The organism is Pseudoduganella aquatica (assembly GCF_020865585.1).
Classification (GTDB): Bacteria; Pseudomonadota; Gammaproteobacteria; order Burkholderiales; family Burkholderiaceae_D; genus Rugamonas; species Rugamonas aquatica_A.
Map to the genome: position 1 here is coordinate 2501759 of NZ_CP086370.1, position 22313 is coordinate 2524071.

Sequence of the window (22313 nt, forward strand, 5' to 3'; positions counted from 1 at the left end):
ATCATGCGCAAGATCCTGATCGTCGACGACGACCAAAAAACGCGGACCCTGCTGAAGGCCTACCTGGAGAAAAACCAGTACGACGTCGGCCTGGCCCAGGACGGCCAGACCTTCATGGCCGAGTTCAACCGCTACGCCGACGAATTGTCGCTGGTGATACTGGACGTGATGCTGCCCGATACGGACGGCTTCGCGCTGTGCAAGGCGGTGCGCAGCCGCTCCAATGTGCCCATCATCATGCTCACCGCCAGCTCGGACGAGACCGACCGCGTGGTGGGCCTGGAACTGGGCGCGGACGATTATGTGTCCAAGCCCTACAGCCCGCGCGAGCTGCTGGCGCGCATCAAGGCCATCCACCGCCGCACAGGCATGGACAACGCGGCCGCGCCGCGCTACTACCGCTTTGTCGGCTTCACGCTGGACACGGTGGCGCGCACCGTCACCGGCGCGGACGGCGAGATCGTGCCGCTGACGGGGCTGGACTTCCAGCTGCTGAAATACTTCGTCGAGCACGCGGGCGACATCCTGGACCGCAGCGCGCTGTGCGAAGGCACGCGCGGGCGCGACTCCGGGCCGCTGGACCGCTTCCTCGACGTGCAGATCAGCCGCTTGCGCCTGCGCCTGAACGACGGCGGCCGCAATCCGCTGCTCATCAAGACGGTGCGCGGCGCGGGCTATGTGTTCTCGGCCGACGTTACCGCTTCCAATGCCTAAATTCCTGGCGCGCCTGCTGCCGCAATCCCTGCAAGGCCGCCTCACGCTGGTGATGGTGATCGGCGTGCTGCTGACCCAGCTGGTGGGCAACTTCATCTGGGCCGCGCAGCGCCGCGCGGAGGCGCTCAGCGAAACCGGCACCGCCGCGCAGCACCTGGCGCACAGTGCTTCCAGCGCGGTGCGTTTCTTTCTCAGCCTGCCGCCCAATTACCGGCCGCTGATCATCCAGCAGTTCCGCGAGATGGGCGGCACGCGCTTCCTGGTCAACATCAACCAGGCGCCGGTGCCGGCGCGCGCCATTGCGGGCCAGGAACTGGCGGACGCCGCGCTCAAGCAGGTGCGCGCCACGCTGAAGGAAGACCTGCCCAATATCTCGGAAGTGCGGCTGGCCTTTGCCTGGCCGGACAAGCTGCCGGTGGGTGACAACGGCGCCACCATCGCCGACCTGCCGGACACCTGGGTGCAGCACATCATGCTGACCAAGCCGGCGCCGGTGCTGCTGATCCAGGTGGAAATGGACCCCGGCCACTGGCTCTACCTGGCCACGCTGATGCCCAATCCCTATTTCCTCGAAACCGGCAATCCGCTCACGCGCGACCGGCTGTTGCTGCAGGCGCTGTCGCTGGCGGCGGTGCTGCTGCTGTCCATCATGGTGGTGCGCTGGATCACGCGGCCGTTGGCCGCGCTGTCCGAAGCGGCTACCGCCTTCGGCAAGGGCGAGCACGGTCCCGCGCTGCCGGAGACGGGCAGCCGCGAGTTCGTCAACACGGCGCGCGCCTTCGAGGCCATGCGCCAGCGCATCCAGCGCTACATCGAAGACCGCGAACGCCTGTTCGTCTCCATTTCGCACGATCTGCGCACGCCCATCATGCGGCTCAAGCTGCGCACCGAACTGCTGGACGACGAGGCCATGCAAAGCGAATTCCACGACGACCTGGACGAACTGGACATGATGGTGAAGGGCGCGCTGCAAACCGTGAAGGACAGCGACATCCACGAGAACCCCACCGAGGTGCGGCTGGACGCGCTGCTGGGCCGCATGGTGCGCGACGCGCAGCTGGCCGGGCACGCGGTGCTGTTCAGCGCCTCCGGGCTGAGCGTGGCAGCCAAGCCGCTGGCGCTCAAGCGCGCCATCGGCAACCTGCTGAACAATGCGCTGCACTACGGGGACAAGGTGGAACTGGCGGTGCGCGAGCGGTCAGGCAATATTGAAATCGAGGTGCGCGACCACGGCCCCGGCGTGCCCGAGGCCGCGCTGGCCGGCCTGTGCGAACCGTATGTGCGGCTGGAACACGGGCGCAGCCAGAACAGCAGCGGCATGGGACTGGGGCTGGGCATCGCCCGTGGTATCGTTCAGGCGCACGGCGGCGAACTGCTGCTGGCCAACGCCCCCGGCGGCGGCTTCCGCGCCACCATCGTTTTGCCGGGCGGCGCCTTCGTTCCACTTTGAAAGGCAGGCATGAGCAAATCACTGCGGTTGTCCGAGAAATGGTTCCAGCGCGGGCTGTGGCTGGTGGCGCTGGCGTTTGCGTGGTTCCTGATCGGCCTGGGTGGCAAGATCGTCGGCAACCTGGGCGGCGTGGAGGACACGCTGACGGTGGAGCAGTTCATGCAGCAGCCGCGCGCCGGCCAGCTCAAGGCCACGCTGGCGCATCAGCGCCAGCGTCAGGCCGAGGCCAACGCGGCCCTCTTGCAGGCGCGCCAGAAGCACCATGTGGCGGTCGCCAACAGCCACAGCGCGCGCGAGACCTTTGACAACTGGCTGGCCACCCGCAGCGTCACCGCGCGCTCGGAGCAGGATCCGGAAGTGATCAAACGCACCCGCGAACTGGACGGGCTGGCCGGCGCCGAGCGCCAGGCGCTGGCGCTGGTCGAGGCCCAGGAGCAGGCCTACCTGGACGCCAGCCAGGCCACCGACAAGGCGCAGGCGCAATGGCAGGAGCTGGAGGAGGCCGCGCGCGAACCCTACGGCGACGCGCTGCGGGCCAGGGAGCTGCGCGTGTTCGGCTATCGCCTGCTGCTCACGCTGCCGCTGCTGGCGCTGGCGGGCTGGCTGTTCAAGACCCGGCGCAAGGGCAAGTACTGGCCTTTCGTGTGGGGCTTCATCATCTTTGCCGGATTCGCCTTCTTCGTCGAGCTTGTGCCCTATCTGCCCAGCTACGGCGGCTATGTGCGCTACATCGTGGGCATTGCGCTGACGGTGCTGGTGGGGCGGCAGGCGATAGTCTCGCTGCAGCGCTACCTGGAGCGGCAAAAGGCCGCCGAAGCCATGCCGGACCGCGAACGCCGCGAAACGCTGCAATACGACGTGGCGCTGGCGCGGCTGGCCAAAAGCGTGTGCCCCGGCTGCGAGCGCAAGGTCGACCTGAAAGACCCGTCCATCGACTTCTGCCCGCACTGCGGCATTGGCCTGTTCGACCACTGCGGCCACTGCCAGACCCGCAAGAGCGCCTTCAGCCGCTTCTGCCACGCCTGCGGCACCTCCGCACCGGCTGCGCCCCAGCAGACTGGGTGACCTGAACTGTAATCTGCCCCGCGTTTTTTGCAGTTCGTCGCAAAAGCGGCCGGGGCGGCATCGGCTTGGGTATAGTGCTGGAATACCGATAATGCGCGGCCATCCCGCCTACCGAGGATTCCTGATATGACCATTTCTTCCCGTATTCTGTTCCGCCTGGGCCTGATTTTGGCCGCTTTCGGCCTGCTGCTGCCGGGCGCCCGCGCCGCCGACGATACCGTCACCGAGAGCCGCGCCGTCGATGCGCGCGTGGTGCGGGTCAAGCTGGATGGGGTGCTGGACCTGAAACTGCGACGAGGCGACACGCCTTCGCTCACCATCATCGCCGACAAGCGCTACATGGGCAAAATCACCAGCGCCCAGTCGGGCGACACGCTGCATCTGGAGTCGGACGTGCGCAGCTTCAAGTTCAACCACAGCCTGGTGCGCGCCGAGCTGGTGCTGCCGAATCTGCGCCAGGTGGTGTCGGACGGCGTGGGCACGACCGAAGTGACGGGTTTCAGCGGCGACGACATCGAGCTGACGCTGGAGGGCGCCGGCAGCATGAAGGTGGTGTGTGACTACCGAACGATGCGCGTCAACCTGGGCGGCGTGGGCAGCATGCACGTGTGGGCCAGCGAGAACGACAGCGTGGAACTGGACCTGCAGGGCGCCGGCTACGTCACCATCGGCGGGCGCAGCAAGATGCTGAAGGCCACGCTGGGCGGCCTGGGCGGCCTGAACGCGCAGCAGTTCCAGGCCGACAGCGTGAACCTGGAGCTGAGCGGCCTGGGCAACGCCACCGTCACCGCGCGCGACAACGCCACGTTGAACCTCTCCGGTCTGGGCTCGGTCACAGTCTATGGCAAGCCGGCCAGCCGCAATGTCAGCGTGGACGGCCTGGGCAAAGTCAGCTGGAAGTAAATGGTGCCGCGCGCTGGCGCGGCAATAAAACACAAGTACGGATACAAGTACCCATTTCTTGAGCAACATGAAAAAACTACTACTAGCGATGATCGCGATCGGTCTGGTGCTGGGCGCCCAAGGCGCCGCGCAGGCCGGCTTCGCGGAAGGGGCCACGGCCTACAACAACCGGAACTACAGCCTGGCGTACAAGGAAATCGAACCGCTGGCGCGCAACGGCAACACGGACGCCGAGCACCTGCTCGGCTTGATGTATTACATGGGCCGCGGCGTGCCGCAGGACTACAAGCAGGCGCTGAACTGGCACCGCAAGGCGGCCGTGAAGGGCAAGGCGGACGCGCAATACGTGGTGGGCGCCATGTACTACACCGGCAACGCCGTGATCCAGGACCACAAGCAGGCGGTGATCTGGTTCCGCAAGGCCGCCGAGCAGGGCCACCCGGATGCGCAGCAGACGCTGGGGCTGATGTACCGCTATCACATCGGCGGCATGCCGCAGGATAACGTGCTGGCCTATATGCTGTGGAACCTGGCGGCCGCCAGCGGCTCCATGAACGCGGCCGAGCAGCGCGCGGCCGTGGTGCGGAAGATGACGCCGGAGCAGATCGAGGAAGGGCAGGCGCTGTCGGCCGCGTGGAAAGTCGGCACGCCGCTGCCCAAGCAGTCGCGCACCGGCGGCGGCTAGTCGGCGGGCGTTTCGGGGGACTCTTCGGGGGACTTATTACCGCTGAACATGGCGGCAACCAGGTTCTCGCGGTGCTGCCAGCTGGTGAAGATGACACCGCCCACATGGGCAGCGATCAGCGCCACCAGCAGCCAGGCCAGGCTTTCATGGATGCGCACCGGCCAGGCGTAGCCCCACAGCAGCTCGGTGGTGGTGAGCCAGCCGGTGAACGCCACCAGGCCCACGCAGGACAGCAGCGCCACCACCATCCATCCGCCCAGCGGATTGTGGCCCAGGTAGCGCGGCGCCGTGCCGGCCAGCACCTGGCGCAGATAGGCCATGGTCGGCCCCGCGCCCAGCACGAACTGCGGAAAGCGCGCATAGCTGCTGCCGGCAAAACTCCACAGCAAGCGCGCCGCGACGGCAAACGCGGCCGAGTAGCCGCAGTACTCGTGCAGCGGGCCGATGTCCTCGCTGGTGTACCAGGCGGCGGCGATGCTCGATACCAGCAGCCAGTGCAGCAGGCGCACCGGCAGGTCCCAGATTTTCAGCTTATTCTTCAACGCGGGCGAAAGTCACAGGGTCGAAAAAGGCTTCCACACGCTTGCCCTTGGGGTCTTTGGCGTACACCTCGTAGCAGGAAGTGGTGGCTTCCATGCGGCGGATCTGCCAGCCTTCCTTGGTCAGTTTCTGCGCCAGTTCCTCGTGCGATTTCCACTCGGTTTTCGGAGCCTTGGTGCATTTCACGTCGCCGTGCGCCCAGGCGCCGCTGGTGGCCAGTGCGAGCAGCAGCGGCAGGATGATTTTCGATTTCATGGCTTGTCCTTGGAATGTTATGTATGGCGCTGCTTCAGGTGGTGGCCCAGCGCCGTAAGAGATTATGGTAGATCCCGGTCAGCTTGACCAGTTCCCGCTGATGCTGCTCCAGCGCCGGTGTCAGGCGCTGGATGGACTGGTCGAGGTCGAACAGCATGCTGCGCTCGCCGTCGTCCGCCACCAGGCTTTCGATCCAGAAGAAGGAGGCCAGGCGCGCGCCGGCCGTCACCGGCGCCACGCGGTGCAGGCTGGACGACGGGTACAGCACCAGGCTGCCCGCCGCCAGCTTGACCGCCTGCACGCCGAACTCGCCCTCGATTTCCAATTCGCCGCCTTCATATTCGTCCGGCTCGGCCAGGAACAGCGTGGCCGACAGGTCGCTGCGCAGCGCGTGTCCGCCGCCGGGCAGCTGCATCACCGCGCTATCCACGTGGGTGCCGTAGGTGCCGCCGTCCTGGTAGCGGTTGAACTTGGGCGGGTAGATGCGGCGCGGCAGCGCTGCCGACACGAACAGCGGATGGCTGGCCACCGCGCGCAGGATATGGTTGCCCAGGCTGACGGCCGGTTCCACGCCGTCGGCCAGCTGCAGGTTGTGCTTCACGCGGCGCGCCTGGCTGCCGCTGGTGGTGGCGCCGTCCTGCCATTCGGCGCGGTCCAGCCAGGCCCGGAACTGGCCCACTTCGTCCTTGCTCAGCACATTGTCTATGGTAATCAGCATGGCGTCCTTTTCGCTTGCAGGGCGCTGGCGGTGATCTGGTCCACCGTGGCGCAGCCCGCCAGGGCCATGCACACTTCCAGTTCCTCCAGCAGCAGTTTCATCATATGGGCCACGCCCAGCGCGCCGGCCACGCTCAGCGCGTACAGCTGCAGGCGGCCCACGGCGGCGGCGCTGGCGCCCAGGGCCAGCGCCTTGAAGATGTCCGCGCCGGAACGGATGCCACCGTCGAACAGCAGCGGAAAATCCGGTCCCAGCGCGGCGCGGATGGCGGGCAGGGCGTCCAGGCTGGCAGGCGCGCCGTCCAGGCTGCGGCCGCCGTGGTTGGACACCACGATGCCGGCCACGCCCGCGCTGCGCAGGGCGGTGGCGTCGTCCGGGTGCAGCACGCCTTTCACCCACACCGGCACGCGGGCCTGCGCCTGCAGCCAAGCCAGGTCGTCCCAGGTGGGGGCGCTGCGCATCACGCCCTGGAAGATGCGGCTCTCGCCGTCCGCCAGCTGGGCCGGGGCGGCGGCGGGGTAGGGCGCCAGGCTGGCCGCCACGCATTCCGGCGGCAGCCGGAAGTCCAGCGCCAGGGCGCCCCGGCTGGCTACCTGGATGGGTGCGTCCAGCGTCACCACGATGGCGCCGTAGCCGGCGGCCTCGGCGCGTCGCAGCAGGTCCAGCGTGGCTTCGCGCTGCGGCTGGAAGTAGAGCTGGAACCAGCGCTGCGGCCCGCCCGCGCGCGCCACGTCTTCCAGCGTGCAGGAGGCCAGCGTGCTGGTGATCATGCAGGCGTCCACCGCGTGGGCGGCGCGCGCCGTGTCGATTTCGCCCGCGCCGTGCACCAGCTTGTGGAAGGCCACCGGCGCCAGGAACAGTGGATGGGCGTAGTCCTCGCCGGCCAGTGTGATGCGGGTATGGCCGGCGCCGACATCGCGCAACAGGCGCGGCACGATATGCCACTCCTCGAAGGCGGCCCGGTTGGCCGCCACAGTGAGGTCGTGCCCGCTGCCGCCGGCCACATAGGCGAAGGTGGGCGCGGCCAGGTGGCGCGGCGCCAGCGCTTCGTAGTCCTGCGCGCAGCGTATGTCGGGAGGAATGGAATGGCTCATGAATGAAAAAATGCCGGGTCGTGACCCGGCATTGTAGCTGACGCTGAACTACTGTAGGGCGGGTTAGGGCCGCAGGCACGTAACCCGCCAGCGCCGCCGGCACGCCCGCTTTGGCGGGTTGCGCGGGCAAAGCCCGCTAACCCGCCCTACGGTGAACGTCGGACTGCGCCTTGATTACAGCTCGTAGTTCAGGGTCAGGCGCACAGCGCGCGCATCGCCCTTGTACATGAAGAAGCCGGCGCGGTAGACGGCGGTGTAGTAGTCCTTGTTGCTCAGGTTGAGCACGTTCAGGCGCAGGTCGAAGCGGCGGCTGAAGCGGTAGCTGGCGAAGGCGTCGTACACGGTGAAGGCAGGCACCGGCTGCTGGCACACGCCGCCGGTGACGGCCGCGCCGGTGTCGGGCTGGCCGCCGCAGCGGTCGCTCTCATGGCGCGCCGTGCCGCCGAAGGAGAAGGCGTCGGTGGCCTGGTACTTCAGCTGGGCCGAGTAGGTCTGCTTGGCGAAGTTGCTCAGCGGGTTGTTCAGGTTGCTGGCGGTGGCCGAGGCCAGTACTTTCGAGTTCATGAAGGCGCCGCCCAGCTGGCCGGACAGGTTTTCGGTGAAGTTGCCCACCAGGCCGAATTCAATGCCACGCACGCGGTTCTTGCCCGTGTTGAAGGTGCCGATGGTGTCGTAGTTGGCGCCTTCCATCACGTCCTTCTTGGTGGTCTGGAACAGCGCGGCGGTGGCCAGCAGCTTGTGGTCGAACAGGTCCCACTTGGTGCCCAGTTCCAGATTGGTCGAGGTCTCCGGCTTGGCGCCGGCGATCTGGTTGTTGTACAGCACGGCGCCGCCGTAGCCGCTGGCGGTGCCGGCGTCGGCCTCGCCGCCGTTGATGTCCTGCGCGGTGGCGGCGCTGGCGTAGACGATGGCGTCCTTGGCCACCTTGTAGCTCAGGCCGAAGTGGCCGTTGACCAGGGTGTCGTTGTAGCCGTAGCTGCCGGTGATGACGTCGGTGGTGTTGTTGCGGCGGACCAGCGACAGGTCGAAGTAGTCGGCGCGCAGGCCGCCGAAGGCGGTGAATTTGTCGCTCAGGTCCACGGTGTCCATCGCGCTCAGCGAGGTGGTCTTCACGCGCCAGTCCTGGTTCCAGCCCAGGCGCTGGACGTTGCGCACGGCCAGCGTGCTCAGGTTGGCCACCGGCACGCCGGCGCTGTTGGTGAAGCACAGGGCGTTGTTGGCGCCCTTGCCGGCGGTCGATTTGCAGTTGAAGCCGCTGTTGTTGAGCGCGTAGTTGCCGGACACGACTTGATGGTCGGTGTATTCCAGGCCGAAGATGAATTCATGCTTGAGGCCGCCCAGCTGCTTGTCCCAGCGCAGATTGCTCTGGTGCGCGAAGTAGTCGATGTCCTGCCAGCCGGTGTGGCCGCTGTCGATGTAGGAGGTGGTGTAGCCGGTGCCGGTGGCGCCGTCGTAGCGGGTGCCGCCGGAGGCGCCGGTGGTGACGTAGGCGTTGCTGGACTTGCCGTAGCGGGTCAGGCTGGTCAGCTTCAGGGCGGGCTGGATGGTCCAGTTGATGCGGGCGGTGCCGGTGTCGACGTCGGACTTCAGGAAGTCGCTCTGCTGGGCGTACACGGGGATGTTGGTCACGGCCACGCGGTTGGGCACGGTGCCGCTCAGGTAGGTGCCCAGGTCCGGCATCTTGTCGTGCGTGCGCAGGCCGTAGTAGTCCAGCGTGACGGACAGGTCCTTGCTCGCTTCGTACAGGCCGGAAATGGCCACGCCCTGGCGCTGGCGGTTCGACGGCGCGCGGTCAGGCACGTCTTCCTTGGCGTCCAGCAGGTTGGCGCGCAGCGCGAAGTTTTCGCCGAAGCCCTTGTTGATGTCGGTCGACACGCGGTGGTGGCTGTCGCTGCCGACGGCGGCGGAAACGCGGGTGAAGTCGTGGTCCAGCGTGGCCTGCTTGGTGATGGCGTTGATGGCGCCGCCGGCGGTGCCGCGGCCGGCAAAGCTCGAGTTTGGGCCTTTGGAGATTTCCAGCTGCTCGATGGCGAAGCTTTCGCGGGTGCTCATGCCGGGGTCGCGCAGGCCGTCGACGAAGACGTCGCTGCGGGCTTCCTGGCCACGGATGATGTAGCGGTCGCCGAAGGCGTTGCCGTTTTCGCCGGTGCCCAGGGTTACGCCGGGCTGCGCGCCCAGGATTTGTTTCAGGTCGGTCAGGCCGGAGTCGTCGATGGCGGCCTTGGTCACCACGGAGATGGTTTGCGGCGTTTCAGCGATAGGGCGGGTGTGGCGGCTGTCGGCCGAGGTCTTGGCTTTATAGGCGGCGCCTTGCTCGGCGTTTGGATTCGGGTCCAGGCGCTTGCCCAGGATGATGACGGAGCCGGTTTTCTCGTCCTTTTCGGCAGCGGCGGTGTCGGCGCCGGTGTCGGCATGCACGGCAAGCGGCATCAGCATGGCGGTGGAAATGCTCACGGCCAGGGTGGTCTTGGCCATGGCGCCCAGGGCGCTGTCTTGTTCGAGGCGGAGGCTTTTAGGCTTGCTGATAGCTGGCTGTTTCATGGAGTTCCCGGGAAGATGCTGGTTTTATAAGTTCCCGAAAGTATAGTTTCCCCAAGATAAAAAGTAAATAGGAATCGATCTCATTATCACTACTAATCTCGTTCAGCGTTGTGGCGGTCGGCGGGGTCTGCCTGCGCGGGCGCCCCGGCTCGCGTACAATCGCCGTTTTCAGCGATGAACTTAGGAGAGGGCAGCCATGCGTGCGATAGAAATCAGCCAACCCGGCCCGGCCGACGTGCTGCGCCTGTGCGAGCGTCCCATACCCGAATTCAAGGCCGGAGAGGTGCTGATCAAGGTGCGCGCGGCAGGCATCAACCGGCCGGACGTGTTCCAGCGCCTGGGCAGCTATGCGCCGCCGCCGGGCGCATCCGACTTGCCGGGCCTGGAAGTGGCCGGCGAGATCGTCGACGGCGACCTGGCGGGCAGCCGCTTCACCAAGGGCGACCTGGTGTGCGCGCTGGCGCAGGGCGGCGGCTATGCGGAATACTGCACCGCGCCGGCCGACCAGTGCCTGCCCATCCCCAAGGGCTTGTCCATGCTGGAGGCGGCTTCGCTGCCTGAGACTTTCTTCACCGTGTGGAGCAATGTATTCGACCGCGCCCATTTGATGCAGGGCGAAACGCTGCTGGTGCAGGGCGGCACGTCCGGCATCGGCGTGACGGCGATCCAGCTGGCGGCCGCCATGGGCCACCGCGTGTTCGCCACCGCCGGCAGCGACGAGAAGGCGCGCATCTGCGAGCAGCTGGGCGCCGAGCGCGGCATCAATTACAAGACCGAGGATTTTGCCGCCATCGCCAAGGAGCTGACCGGCGGCAAGGGCGTGGACGTGATACTGGACATGGTGGGCGGCGACTACCTGCCGCGCGAAATCAACTGCCTGGCCGACGACGGTCGCATCGCCGTGATCGCGCTGCTGGGCGGCGCCAAGGCCACGCTGGACCTGGGCCAGGTGCTGCGCCGCCGCCTCACCGTGACCGGCTCCACGCTGCGTCCGCGCCCGGTGGCCTTCAAGGCGCGCATTGCGGCGCAGCTGCGCGCGCGCGTCTGGCCGCTGCTGGAGTCGGGCGCGATCAAGCCGGTGATACACCAGGTGTTCCCGCTCGAGCAGGCCGCCGCCGCGCACGCGCTGATGGAAAGCAGCACCCACGTGGGCAAGATCATGCTCGAAATATGAGCAAATAATCAAGCCAATGAGCAACACTCCGGCGATGCTGGTTTGACCCCGGTTTGCGCCTCGCGTTAAAATAACGGGTTATTGAATTTTAGGCTACTATGCGACGCAAACTCGTCATCGGAAATTGGAAAATGAACGGCAGCCGCGACAGCAACGCTGCGCTGTTGTCCGGCATTGCGGCAGGGGTCACGGCTGAGGCTGCGGGCAAACAGGCTGACTGCGCCGTGTGCGCGCCTGCGCCTTACCTGGCCCAGTGCCAGGCTGCGCTGCAAGGTTCGCCCGTCGCATGGGGCGCGCAGGATGTGTCGGCTTACGCCGCAGGCGCCTACACCGGCGAGGTTGCCGCGTCCATGCTGGCCGACTTCGGTTGCCGCTATGTGATCGTGGGCCACTCGGAGCGCCGCGCCTATCACCACGAGAGCAATGAGCTGGTGGCCAAGAAGGTGCTGGCCGCCCTGGCTGCGGGCCTGACCCCGGTGGTGTGCGTGGGTGAAACGCTGGCCGAGCGCGAAGCAGGGCAGACCAATGTGGTGGTGTGCGCCCAGCTGCAAGCCGTGCTGGACGTGCTGGAAACTTCGGCACTGGGCAAGATCGTGCTGGCTTACGAGCCGGTATGGGCGATCGGCACCGGCAAGACCGCCACCCCGGCCATGGCGCAGGAGGTGCATGCGCAGCTGCGCAAGCAAGTGGCCACCCGCGACGCGGCGGTGGCCGGCGGCGTGCAGATTTTGTACGGCGGCAGCATGAAGCCGGAAAACGCCGGGGAATTGATGGCCCAGCCGGATATCGACGGCGGCCTGATCGGCGGTGCGGCACTGAAGGCGGCGGATTTCCTCGCCATCGTGCACGCTGCGGAATAATGTATTAACCGAAAACGATTTAACTGAAATACCCTCAATTGGAAATGGAATAGCATGAACACTTTGCACAACCTCATCGTCGTCGTCCAGGTGCTGTCGGCGCTGGCTATTATTGGCCTGGTGCTGCTGCAGCACGGCAAGGGCGCGGACATGGGCGCAGCCTTCGGTTCCGGCGCATCCGGCAGCCTGTTCGGCGCCAGCGGCTCGTCGAACTTCATGTCGAAGTCGACCGCCGTGGCGGCGGCCATCTTCTTCGCCGCCACCCTGGCGCTGGCGTCGATGGCCACCAACCCGGGCGTGAGCACCGGCGGCGGCGTGATGGACAAGGTCACCACCCCGGCTCCGACCAAGGGTTCGGCAGCGATCCCGGCCGCCGCGCCAGCCGCGCCGAGCGCCGCTGACACTGCCGCCGCCGCCGGCGTGCCTGCTCCGGCAGCCGCATCGGCGCCTGCCGCGCCTGCGTCCGCTCCGGCCCCGGCGCCGCAAAAGTAATCCCCTCGATATCCCTGATATCCTTGATACTCTAGGAATTCAGTCAAGCTTTACCGTTTTCTTCTTGTTTTGCCGCAATACGCATTAACAAAGCAGTGAAATCACTGTAGAATAACGGGCTTAACGCCGACGTGGTGAAATTGGTAGACACGCTATCTTGAGGGGGTAGTGGCGAAAGCTGTACGAGTTCGAGTCTCGTCGTCGGCACCAAAGAAATACAGAAAGCCAGCAGGTGCGCCAGGGCAGGGGAAATAATCCCTCCACCCCGGCCTAAGCTGGTTTTTTTACGAGGATGTGTCGTTTGATCCTGGTCTCAATGTTGATTGGGGTCGAGCGTTTACTGCACCGCAGGGTAGCGCGGTGCCTTCCTAAACGATCGTTCAACATTAAGCTCATCAATGAACCTCGAAAATTACTTCCCCGTTCTCTTATTCCTGCTCGTCGGCCTCGGTGTCGGCGTAGTTCCCCAGGTGCTTGGCCGTCTGCTCGGTCCACACAAGCCTGACGCGGCCAAATTGTCCCCCTACGAATGCGGTTTCGAGGCCTTCGAAGACGCACGCATGAAATTCGACGTACGATACTACCTCGTCGCAATTCTGTTTATTTTGTTCGATCTGGAAACGGCATTCTTCTTCCCATGGGGCGTCTCCATGCGCGAACTGGGCTGGCAAGGTTTCATTACGATGATGGTGTTTATCGCCGAATTCGTGGTCGGTTTTTGGTATATCTGGAAGAAAGGTGCCCTTGATTGGGAATAAGCCATGGCTATTGAAGGCGTATTAAACGAAGGTTTCATCACCACCACAGCCGACAAGCTGATCAACTGGGCGCGCACCGGGTCTATGTTCCCGATGACGTTCGGCCTGGCCTGCTGCGCGGTTGAAATGATGCACGTGGGCGCAGCCCGCTACGATCTGGACCGCTTCGGCATCGTGTTCCGTCCGTCGCCGCGCCAGTCCGACGTGATGATTGTTGCCGGCACGCTGTGCAACAAGATGGCGCCGGCGCTGCGCAAGGTCTACGACCAGATGTCCGAGCCGCGCTGGGTCATCTCGATGGGCTCCTGCGCCAACGGCGGCGGCTACTATCACTATTCCTACTCCGTGGTGCGCGGCTGCGACCGCATCGTACCGGTGGACGTGTACGTGCCGGGCTGCCCGCCTACGGCCGAAGCGCTGCTGTACGGCATCCTGCAGTTGCAAAACAAGATCAAGCGTACCAACACGATCGCACGCTAAACGGGGCGCTTCAGAACTATGAGTACACAATTGGAAGTCTTGCAAAACGCCCTGGCTACGGCCCTGGGCGATCGCGTTACTACGGTAGTAGCGCTGGGTGAAATCACCCTGACCGTGAAAGCGGCCGATTACTACGCCGTCATGCAGACCCTGCGCGACGATCCCACGCTGCATTTCGAGCAGCTGATCGACCTGTGCGGCGTCGACTATTCGACCTACGGCGACGGTAGCTGGGACGGCCTGCGCTACGCGGCCGTGTCGCACCTGCTGTCGGTCAAGCACAACTGGCGCGTGCGCGTGCGCGTGTTCGCACCGGACGACGACATGCCCGTGGTGGCGTCCGTCATGCCGATCTGGCGCGCCGTCAACTGGTACGAGCGCGAAGCGTTCGACCTGCTGGGCATCCTGTTCGAAGGCCACAACGACTTGCGCCGCATCCTGACCGACTACGGTTTCGTGGGCCATCCGTTCCGCAAGGATTTCCCGGTCTCCGGCTATGTGGAAATGCGCTACGACGAAGAACAGAAGCGCGTGGTCTACCAGCCTGTCACGATCGAGCCGCGCGAAAACGTGCCGCGCGTGATCCGCGAAGAAAACTACGGGATGAAATAATGGCTGAGATTAAGAATTACACCCTGAACTTTGGTCCGCAGCACCCGGCAGCGCACGGCGTGCTGCGCCTGGTGCTGGAGCTGGACGGCGAAGTCATCCAGCGCGCCGACCCGCATATCGGCCTGCTGCACCGCGGCACCGAGAAGCTGGCCGAGCAGAAGACCTACCTGCAGTCCGTGCCCTACATGGACCGCCTGGACTACGTGTCGATGATGTGCAACGAGCACGCCTATGTGATGGCGATCGAGAAGCTGCTGGGCGTTGAAGTCCCGCTGCGCGCACAGTACATCCGCGTGATGTTCGACGAAATGACGCGCCTGCTGAACCACCTGATGTGGCTGGGCGCGCACGCGCTGGACGTGGGCGCCATGGGTCCCTTCCTGTACGCCTTCCGCGACCGCGAAGACCTGTTCGACTGCTACGAAGCGGTATCGGGCGCGCGCATGCACGCGGCCTACTACCGTCCGGGCGGCGTGTACCGCGACCTGCCGGACACCATGCCGCAGCACAAGGCTTCGCCGATCAAGTCGGCCAAGACCATCAAGGAACTGAACGACAACCGCCAGGGTTCGCTGCTCGACTTCATCGAAGACTTCTCGCGCCGCTTCCCGACCTATGTCGACGAATACGAAACGCTGCTGACCGACAACCGTATCTGGAAACAGCGTACCGTCGGCATCGGCGTGGTCACGCCGGAAGACGCGCTGGCCATGGGCTTCACCGGCGCCATGCTGCGCGGTTCGGGCATCGAGTGGGATCTGCGCAAGCAGCAGCCTTACGAAGTGTACGACCTGATGGACTTCGACATCCCGGTGGGCACCAACGGCGACTGCTATGACCGCTACCTGGTGCGCATTGAAGAAATGCGCCAGTCGAACCGCATCATCAAGCAGTGCGTGGAGTGGCTGCGCAACAATCCGGGTCCTGTCATGTCCAGCAACCGCAAGGTGGCGCCGCCGTCGCGCGTGGACATGAAGACCAATATGGAATCGCTGATCCACCACTTCAAGCTGTTCACCGAAGGTTTCCACGTGCCGCCGGGCGAAGCATACGCCGCGGTGGAGCACCCGAAAGGCGAGTTCGGCATCTACCTGCTGTCGGACGGCGCGAACAAGCCGTACCGCATGAAGCTGCGCGCGCCAGACTACGCCCACCTGCAGTCGCTGGACGAAATGGCGCGTGGCCACATGATTGCCGATGCCGTGACCATTATTGGTACACAGGACATCGTGTTCGGCAGTATTGACCGCTAAGTCCGAGAGGCAAAGAGAATGTTGTTATCAGAGCAGTGCTATAAAAAAATTGACCGCGAACTGGCCAAGTATCCGGACGACCAGCGCCAATCGGCCGTGATGGCCGCGCTGGCCCACGCCCAGGTTGAACTGGGCTGGGTGTCGACCGATGTGATGCAGGAACTGGCCGACTACATCCGCATGCCGGCCATCGCCGTGCAGGAAGTGGCCACTTTCTACAATATGTACAACACCAAGCCGGTCGGCAAGCACAAGATCACCGTGTGCACCAACCTGCCGTGCGCCCTGTCGGGCGGCGAGCGCGCCGCGCACCACCTGAAGCAGAAGCTGGGCATCGACTACCGCGACACCACCGCAGACGGCGAATTCACGCTGATGGAAGGCGAGTGCATGGGCGCCTGCGGCGACGCGCCGGTGCTGCTGGTGAACAACCACCGCATGTGCTCCTTCATGAGCAACGACAAGATCGACGCGCTGGTGGTGGAACTGAAGGAAGCTAACAAATGACCAGTCTGCACGACCGTCACATCAAGCCGCTGATCCTGAAGGATCTGAACGGCGACAACTGGCACCTGGCCGACTACGTGAAACGTGGCGGCTATTCGGCGCTGCGCCGCATCATCGAAGAGAAGATCGCGCCCGAAGCCATCATCGCTGACCTGAAAACCTCCGGCCTGCGCGGCCGCGGCGGCGCGGGTTTCCCGACCGGCCTGAAGTGGAGCTTCATGCCGCGCCAGTTCCCGGGCCAGAAGTACCTCGTCTGCAATACAGATGAGGGCGAGCCGGGCACCTTCAAGGACCGCGACATCATGCGCTACAATCCGCATGCACTGATCGAGGGCATGGCCATCGGCGCTTACGCCATGGGCATCACGGTGGGCTACAACTACATCCACGGCGAAATCTTCGCCGAGTACCTGCGCTTTGAAGAAGCGCTGGAAGAGGCGCGCGCCGCCGGCTTCCTGGGCGACAAGATCATGGGCAGCGAGTTCAGCTTCCAGCTGCACGCGCACCACGGCTACGGCGCCTACATCTGCGGCGAGGAAACCGCGCTGCTGGAATCGCTGGAAGGCAAAAAAGGCCAGCCGCGCTTCAAGCCGCCTTTCCCTGCGTCGTTCGGCCTGTACGGCAAGCCGACCACCATCAACAACACGGAAACCTTCGCCGCTGTTCCCTTCATCCTGAACATGGGTCCGGAGAACTACCTGGCGCTGGGCAAGCCGAACAACGGCGGCACCAAGATCTTCTCGATCTCGGGCGACGTCGAGCGTCCGGGCAACTACGAAGTCCCGCTGGGCACCCCCTTCGCCGAGTTCCTGGAACTGGCCGGCGGCATGCGCGGCGGCAAGAAGATCAAGGCGGTCATCCCCGGCGGCTCCTCGGCCCCGGTGGTGCGCGGCGAACTGATGATGCAAACCGATCTGGACTATGACTCGATCGCCAAGGCCGGCTCCATGCTCGGTTCGGGCGCCATCATCGTCATGGACGAGACGCGCTGCATGGTCAAGGCGCTGGAGCGCTTGTCCTACTTCTACTTCGAAGAATCGTGCGGTCAGTGCACCCCATGCCGCGAAGGCACGGGCTGGATGTACCGCGTGGTCCACCGCATCGAGAACGGCCAGGGCCGTCCGGAAGATCTGGACCTGCTGAACTCGGTCGCCGACAACATCCAGGGCCGCACCATCTGCGCTCTGGGCGATGCCGCCGCGATGCCGGTACGCGCCTTCGTCAAGCAATTCCGCGAAGAATTTGAATATCACGTCGAGCACAAGCATTGCTTGGTGCCCGCTTACCTCTAAGCTGCGTAACGATCACCATGGTTGAAATCGAAATAGACGGCAAGAAAGTCGAAGTCCCTGCTGGTAGCATGGTGATGGACGCTGCCAACAAATTGGGAACCTACATCCCGCACTTCTGCTATCACAAGAAATTGTCGATCGCAGCGAACTGCCGCATGTGCCTGGTCGAAGTGGAAAAGGCGCCCAAGCCTTTGCCCGCTTGCGCCACGCCCGTGTCCGCCGGCATGATCGTGCGCTCCGCCAGCGACAAGGCTGTGCAGGCGCAGAAGTCCGTGATGGAATTCCTGCTGATTAACCACCCGCTGGACTGCCCGATCTGCGATCAGGGCGGCGAATGCCAGCTGCAGGACTTGGCCGTGGGCTACGGCAAGGGCGAATCGCGCTACCAGGAAGACAAGCGCGTGGTCACGCCCAAGCAGGCCGGCCCGCTGGTGTCCATGCAGGAAATGGCGCGCTGCATCCAGTGCACCCGCTGCGTGCGTTTCGGCCAGGAAGTGGCCGGCGTGATGGAGCTGGGCATGGTGGGCCGCGGCGAACACTCGGAAATCACCAGCTTCGTCGGCGAAGCGGTCAGCTCCGAAATGTCCGGCAACATGATCGACCTGTGCCCGGTAGGCGCACTGACGTCCAAGCCTTTCCGCTACAGCGCCCGTACCTGGGAACTGTCGCGCCGCAAATCGGTCTCGCCGCACGACTCGCTGGGCGCCAACCTGGTGGTCCAGGTCAAGGCTGGCAAGGTCATGCGCGTGCTGCCGCTGGAAAACGACGCGGTCAACGAATGCTGGATCTCCGATAAAGACCGTTTCTCCTACGAAGCGCTGGACAGCGCCGAACGCCTGACCCAGCCCATGCTGAAGCAAGGCGGCGAGTGGAAAGAAGTGGATTGGCAGACCGCGCTGGAATACGTGGCGCACGGCCTGAAAAACATCAAGCATGAACACGGCGCCGACGCGATCGCGTCCTACGCGACCGCGCATTCGACCACCGAAGAACTGCACCTGCTGCAAAAGCTGACCCGTTCGCTGGGTTCCGAGCACGTGGACTTCCGCCTGCGCCAGAGCGACTTCGCGCTGGACGGCCAGGTGTCGCCATGGCTGGGCATGCCGGTTGCCGACGTGACGTCGCTGCAGCGCGTGTTCGTCATCGGCTCCTTCCTGCGCAAGGATCACCCTCTGCTGGCAACCCGCATCCGCGCCGCCGTCAAATCGGGCGCCAAGCTGTCCGTGCTGAACGGCACCGCAGACGACAGCCTGATCAACGTGGCAAACCAGATCACCGCCGCGCCGTCGGACTGGCTGGCCGCGCTGTCGCAAGTCGTTGTGGCCGTGGCCGCCGCGAAAGAAGTGGCCGCTCCCGCAGGCTTCGAAGGCATTGAAGCTTCGGACGCCGCCAAGGGCATCGCTGCTTCGCTGCTGTCCGGCGAGCGCAAGGCCGTCTTCCTGGGCAACGCCGCCGCCGCGCATCCGCAAGCGTCCGCGCTGCACGCCGCCGCGCAGTGGATCGCCGAACAGACCGGCGCCAAGCTGGGCTACCTGGTGGAAGCCGCCAACACCGTGGGCGGCTACCTGGCCAACGCCACCGCGAAAAGCGCCGCTCCTGCGTTCTCCGCACCGAAGAAAGCCTATCTGCTGCTGAACGCGGAACCGGAACTGGATGCGGCCAACCCGCAAGCGGCCGCCGCCGCGCTGAAGCAGGCCGAGATGGTCGTCGTGCTGTCCGCCTTCAAGCATGGCATGGACCACGCCGACGTGCTGCTGCCGATTTCGCCGTTCACCGAAACCTCCGGCACCTTCGTCAACGCCGAAGGCCGCGCGCAAAGCTTCAACGCCACCGTCAAGCCGCTGGGCGAAACCCGTCCGGGCTGGAAAGTGCTGCGCGTACTGGGCAACATCCTGGGCCTGTCCGGTTTCGACTACGACACCTCGGAAGCGATCCGCGACGAGCTGCTGGGCAAGGGCGTGACCGACCTGTCGGGCAAGCTGAACAACGTGTCCAAGCAAGCTGTCGCCGCCGCCAAGTTCGGCACCGCCGGTTCGCTGGAGCGCCTGGCCGACGTGCCTATCCACTTCGCCGACGCCATCGCGCGCCGTTCCGGTCCGCTGCTGGCCACCATCGACGGCGCCGCCCCCGTGGCGCGCATCTCGGTGGCGACCGCCGCCTCGCTGGGCGTCAAGGCCGGCGACAAAGTGACCGTGACCCAGGGCAGCGGTACTGCCGTGCTGGAAGCCGTGATCGACGCTGGCCTGGCGGCCAATGTGGTCCGCGTGCCGGCCGCGCATGAGTCGACCGCCAAGCTGGGCGCCATGTTCGGCGCCATCACCGTAGCCAAAGCAGGGGAGGCCAAGTAATGGCGCTGGAATTCGTCAACACCATCACCACCAACGGCTCGGCTCTGCTGGGTCCGCAAGTGTGGTTCTTCGTCTGGACCATGATCAAGCTGCTGTGCGTGCTGCTGCCGCTGATGGGCCTGGTCGCTTACGCCACCCTGTGGGAGCGCAAGCTGATCGGCTGGATCCAGATCCGTATCGGCCCTAACCGCGTCGGTCCCGGCGGCCTGCTGCAGCCTATCGCCGACGCGCTGAAACTGCTGCTCAAAGAGATCGTTATTCCGAGCAAGGCCGCCAAAGGCCTGTTCGTGATCGGTCCCGTGATGACCATCATGCCGGCGCTGGCCGCCTGGTCGGTGGTGCCTTTCGGTCCGGAAGCCGTGCTGGCCAACGTGAACGCGGGCCTGCTGCTGCTGCTGGCGATCACCTCGATGGAGGTGTACGGCATCATCATCGCCGGCTGGTCGTCCAACTCGAAATACTCCTTCATGGGCGCCATGCGCGCCTCGGCCCAGATGATCTCCTACGAGATCCCGATGGGCTTCGTGATGGTGGTGATCCTGATGGTATCGGGCTCGCTGAACTTCATCGACATCGTCCAGGGCCAGGAAAAGGGCCAGATGGTGGAGATGGGCATGAACTTCCTGTCGTGGAACTGGCTGCCGCTGCTGCCGCTGTTCGTGATCTACCTGACCTCCGGCCTGGCCGAGACCAACCGCCACCCGTTCGATGTGGTGGAAGGCGAGTCGGAAATCGTGGCCGGCCACATGGTGGAATACTCGGGCATGTCCTACGCCATGTTCATGCTGGCCGAATACGCCAACATGATTCTGGTCGGCGTGCTGGCCGCCATCATGTTCCTGGGCGGCTGGGCTGCACCGTTCAAGTTCCTGGAGTTCGGCGGCGGTTTCGGCGGTTTCTTCTGGCTGTTCGCGAAAACCTTCGCCATCGTCTCGATCTTCATCTGGGTGCGCGGTACCTTCCCACGCTACCGCTATGACCAGATCATGCGTCTGGGCTGGAAAGTCTTCATCCCGCTGACCCTGGTCTGGCTGGTGCTGGTAGCAGGCGTGATCAATTCGCCGTGGAATATTTGGAAGTAAGGAAGCGACATGGAAAAAGTTAAAGACTTCTTCGGCAGCCTGATGCTGTCGGAACTGATCAAAGGCATGGCCCTGACGGGCAAGTACATGTTTGCCCGCAAGATCACGGTGCAGTACCCGGAAGAGAAGACGCCGATGTCGCCGCGCTTCCGCGGCCTGCATGCGCTGCGCCGCTACCCCAACGGGGAAGAGCGCTGCATCGCCTGCAAGCTGTGCGAAGCGGTGTGCCCGGCCATGGCCATCACGATCGAATCGGAACAGCGCGACGACGGCTCGCGCCGCACCACGCGCTATGACATCGATCTGACCAAGTGCATCTTCTGCGGCTTCTGCGAAGAATCCTGCCCGGTGGACTCCATCGTGGAAACCCACGTGCTGGAATACCACGGCGAGAAGCGCGGCGATCTGTACTACACCAAAGAGATGCTGCTGGCAGTGGGCGACCGCTACGAAGCCGACATCGCCGCCAACCGCGAAGCGGATGCAGCGTACCGCTGATCGCCACCGATACTGATCTGGACTACAAATGGACTTTACAACCATTCTTTTCTACGTGTTCTCCGCCATCCTCGTGCTGGCGTCGATCCGCGTAATCACGGCCCCGAACCCGGTTCAGGCCGCGCTGTTCCTGGTGCTGGCCTTCTTCCAGGCGGCCGGCATCTGGATGCTGCTCAAAGCTGAATTCCTCTCCATCGTGCTGGTGCTGGTGTATGTCGGCGCCGTGATGGTGCTGTTCCTGTTCGTGGTGATGATGCTGGACATCCACGTGGCCAAGCTGCGCGAAGGCTTCTGGGGCTACCTGCCCATCGCCGGCGTGATCGGCGGCATCATCGTGCTGGAAATGGCGTCGGTGATCTGGCGCTCCTTCGGCATCAACGGCGCCACCGCGCCGGAAGCGGCCGGCCACATCGGCTCGACCAAGGCGCTGGGCATGCTGATCTACACCAAGTACATCTACGCCTTCGAAATCGCGGCCGTGGTGCTGCTGGTGGCGATTATCGCCGCCGTGGCGCTGACCCTGCGCAAGCGCAAGGACATCAAGTACTTCGATCCTGCTGACGCTGTGCGCGTCAAGCGCAACGACCGCCTGCGCATCGTCAAGATGAAGGCGACCGCCCGCGACGCGGCAACGAACGTAGCACCGAAGGAGGCTCAATGACTTTATCTCTGGCTCACTACCTGGTCCTGGGCGCGATCCTGTTCGCGATCTCGATCGTCGGTATTTTCCTGAACCGCAAGAACATCATCGTCCTGCTGATGGCCATCGAACTGATGCTGCTGGCAGTGAACATGAATTTCATCGCCTTCTCGCACTACCTTGGCGACGCGGCCGGGCAGATCTTCGTCTTCTTCATTCTGACCGTGGCGGCTGCCGAATCGGCAATCGGCCTGGCGATCCTGGTGGTGATGTTCCGTAACCTGGACACCATCAACGTGGAAGACCTGGACAGCCTCAAAGGCTGAGTTAACAACCTCGAATAATAAACATT

24 protein-coding genes and 1 tRNA gene are annotated in these 22313 nt (G+C 64.5%); 20 read left to right on the forward strand and 5 right to left on the reverse strand.

Going from position 1 to position 22313, the window contains the following annotated elements; all coding sequences use genetic code 11:
- From KT882_RS10985 to KT882_RS11005, 5 genes are all read left to right on the forward strand, one after another.
- Complete coding sequence (locus KT882_RS10985) at positions 1 to 714, forward strand: response regulator transcription factor (RefSeq protein ID WP_321170365.1); 714 nt, start codon at positions 1 to 3, stop codon at positions 712 to 714.
- Complete coding sequence (locus tag KT882_RS10990; protein WP_228895748.1) at positions 707 to 2164, forward strand: ATP-binding protein; 1458 nt, start codon at positions 707 to 709, stop codon at positions 2162 to 2164. The genes KT882_RS10985 and KT882_RS10990 overlap by 8 nt, the downstream gene beginning before the upstream one ends.
- Positions 2165 to 2173: 9 nt before the next feature.
- Positions 2174 to 3229 (forward strand): zinc ribbon domain-containing protein, encoded by a 1056-nt coding sequence (locus tag KT882_RS10995; protein WP_228895751.1) that lies wholly within the window; start codon positions 2174 to 2176, stop codon positions 3227 to 3229.
- A 126-nt stretch (positions 3230 to 3355) separates the two neighbouring features.
- Entirely contained in the window at positions 3356 to 4132 is a 777-nt protein-coding gene (locus KT882_RS11000) for a GIN domain-containing protein (RefSeq protein ID WP_228895753.1), read from the forward strand.
- A gap of 67 nt (positions 4133 to 4199) precedes the next feature.
- Positions 4200 to 4817, forward strand: coding sequence for a tetratricopeptide repeat protein (locus KT882_RS11005; RefSeq protein ID WP_161071948.1), 618 nt, complete (start codon positions 4200 to 4202; stop codon positions 4815 to 4817).
- Here KT882_RS11005 and KT882_RS11010 read toward each other — a convergent pair.
- The 5 genes from KT882_RS11010 to KT882_RS11030 form a co-directional block, all read right to left on the reverse strand.
- Positions 4814 to 5359 (reverse strand): cytochrome b/b6 domain-containing protein, encoded by a 546-nt coding sequence (locus tag KT882_RS11010; protein WP_228895754.1) that lies wholly within the window; start codon positions 5357 to 5359, stop codon positions 4814 to 4816. The two genes, KT882_RS11005 and KT882_RS11010, sit on opposite strands and share 4 nt — an antisense overlap.
- The gene (locus KT882_RS11015; protein WP_228895756.1) at positions 5349 to 5612 is read right to left on the reverse strand and encodes a PepSY domain-containing protein; all 264 of its coding nucleotides are present in this window, start codon (positions 5610 to 5612) and stop codon (positions 5349 to 5351) included. The genes KT882_RS11010 and KT882_RS11015 overlap by 11 nt, the downstream gene beginning before the upstream one ends.
- A 34-nt stretch (positions 5613 to 5646) precedes the next feature.
- On the reverse strand, positions 5647 to 6330 hold the full coding sequence (locus tag KT882_RS11020) for a Fe2+-dependent dioxygenase (protein ID WP_228895759.1): 684 nt from the start codon (positions 6328 to 6330) through the stop codon (positions 5647 to 5649).
- The gene (locus tag KT882_RS11025) at positions 6324 to 7424 is read right to left on the reverse strand and encodes an alpha-hydroxy acid oxidase (protein ID WP_228895761.1); all 1101 of its coding nucleotides are present in this window, start codon (positions 7422 to 7424) and stop codon (positions 6324 to 6326) included. Before KT882_RS11025 ends, KT882_RS11020 begins: the two co-directional genes overlap by 7 nt.
- 174 nt (positions 7425 to 7598) lie before the next feature.
- On the reverse strand, positions 7599 to 9965 hold the full coding sequence (locus KT882_RS11030) for a TonB-dependent receptor (protein WP_228895763.1): 2367 nt from the start codon (positions 9963 to 9965) through the stop codon (positions 7599 to 7601).
- A 196-nt stretch (positions 9966 to 10161) separates the two neighbouring features.
- Between KT882_RS11030 and KT882_RS11035 the strand changes: the two genes are divergently transcribed.
- From KT882_RS11035 to nuoK, 15 genes are all read left to right on the forward strand, one after another.
- Complete coding sequence (locus KT882_RS11035; RefSeq protein WP_228895765.1) at positions 10162 to 11139, forward strand: NAD(P)H-quinone oxidoreductase; 978 nt, start codon at positions 10162 to 10164, stop codon at positions 11137 to 11139.
- 98 nt (positions 11140 to 11237) lie between these two features.
- Positions 11238 to 11999, forward strand: coding sequence for a triose-phosphate isomerase (gene tpiA / locus KT882_RS11040; protein ID WP_228895767.1), 762 nt, complete (start codon positions 11238 to 11240; stop codon positions 11997 to 11999).
- A 54-nt stretch (positions 12000 to 12053) separates the two neighbouring features.
- Positions 12054 to 12491 (forward strand): preprotein translocase subunit SecG, encoded by a 438-nt coding sequence (secG, locus tag KT882_RS11045; RefSeq protein WP_161071942.1) that lies wholly within the window; start codon positions 12054 to 12056, stop codon positions 12489 to 12491.
- A gap of 125 nt (positions 12492 to 12616) precedes the next feature.
- A tRNA-Leu gene (locus KT882_RS11050) sits at positions 12617 to 12701 on the forward strand.
- 188 nt (positions 12702 to 12889) lie between these two features.
- Positions 12890 to 13249: an NADH-quinone oxidoreductase subunit A gene (locus KT882_RS11055; protein ID WP_093556298.1), complete on the forward strand. Its 360-nt coding sequence runs from the start codon at positions 12890 to 12892 to the stop codon at positions 13247 to 13249.
- A 3-nt stretch (positions 13250 to 13252) separates the two neighbouring features.
- Positions 13253 to 13729, forward strand: a complete 477-nt coding sequence (locus KT882_RS11060) for a NuoB/complex I 20 kDa subunit family protein (RefSeq protein ID WP_056397301.1) — start codon at positions 13253 to 13255, stop codon at positions 13727 to 13729.
- Between the two features lie 18 nt (positions 13730 to 13747).
- Positions 13748 to 14341: an NADH-quinone oxidoreductase subunit C gene (locus KT882_RS11065; RefSeq protein ID WP_161071941.1), complete on the forward strand. Its 594-nt coding sequence runs from the start codon at positions 13748 to 13750 to the stop codon at positions 14339 to 14341.
- Positions 14341 to 15594, forward strand: a complete 1254-nt coding sequence (locus KT882_RS11070; RefSeq protein WP_161071940.1) for an NADH-quinone oxidoreductase subunit D — start codon at positions 14341 to 14343, stop codon at positions 15592 to 15594. The genes KT882_RS11065 and KT882_RS11070 overlap by 1 nt, the downstream gene beginning before the upstream one ends.
- An 18-nt stretch (positions 15595 to 15612) precedes the next feature.
- Entirely contained in the window at positions 15613 to 16101 is a 489-nt protein-coding gene (gene nuoE / locus KT882_RS11075) for an NADH-quinone oxidoreductase subunit NuoE (RefSeq protein WP_228895770.1), read from the forward strand.
- Entirely contained in the window at positions 16098 to 17393 is a 1296-nt protein-coding gene (nuoF, locus tag KT882_RS11080; RefSeq protein ID WP_161071938.1) for an NADH-quinone oxidoreductase subunit NuoF, read from the forward strand. Before nuoE ends, nuoF begins: the two co-directional genes overlap by 4 nt.
- 17 nt (positions 17394 to 17410) lie before the next feature.
- Positions 17411 to 19741 (forward strand): NADH-quinone oxidoreductase subunit NuoG, encoded by a 2331-nt coding sequence (nuoG, locus tag KT882_RS11085; protein ID WP_228895771.1) that lies wholly within the window; start codon positions 17411 to 17413, stop codon positions 19739 to 19741.
- A complete protein-coding gene (gene nuoH / locus KT882_RS11090; RefSeq protein ID WP_161071936.1) occupies positions 19741 to 20823 on the forward strand; it encodes an NADH-quinone oxidoreductase subunit NuoH in 1083 nt (360 codons plus the stop codon). The genes nuoG and nuoH overlap by 1 nt, the downstream gene beginning before the upstream one ends.
- Before the next feature lie 9 nt (positions 20824 to 20832).
- Positions 20833 to 21321, forward strand: a complete 489-nt coding sequence (nuoI, locus tag KT882_RS11095; protein WP_056397264.1) for an NADH-quinone oxidoreductase subunit NuoI — start codon at positions 20833 to 20835, stop codon at positions 21319 to 21321.
- Positions 21322 to 21349: 28 nt separating this feature from the next.
- Positions 21350 to 21982 carry an NADH-quinone oxidoreductase subunit J gene (locus KT882_RS11100; RefSeq protein WP_161071935.1) on the forward strand — a complete coding sequence of 211 codons (633 nt, stop codon included), beginning with the start codon at positions 21350 to 21352 and terminating at the stop codon, positions 21980 to 21982.
- On the forward strand, positions 21979 to 22287 hold the full coding sequence (gene nuoK / locus KT882_RS11105; protein WP_008450334.1) for an NADH-quinone oxidoreductase subunit NuoK: 309 nt from the start codon (positions 21979 to 21981) through the stop codon (positions 22285 to 22287). Before KT882_RS11100 ends, nuoK begins: the two co-directional genes overlap by 4 nt.
- The last annotated feature ends 26 nt before the right edge of the window (positions 22288 to 22313 follow it).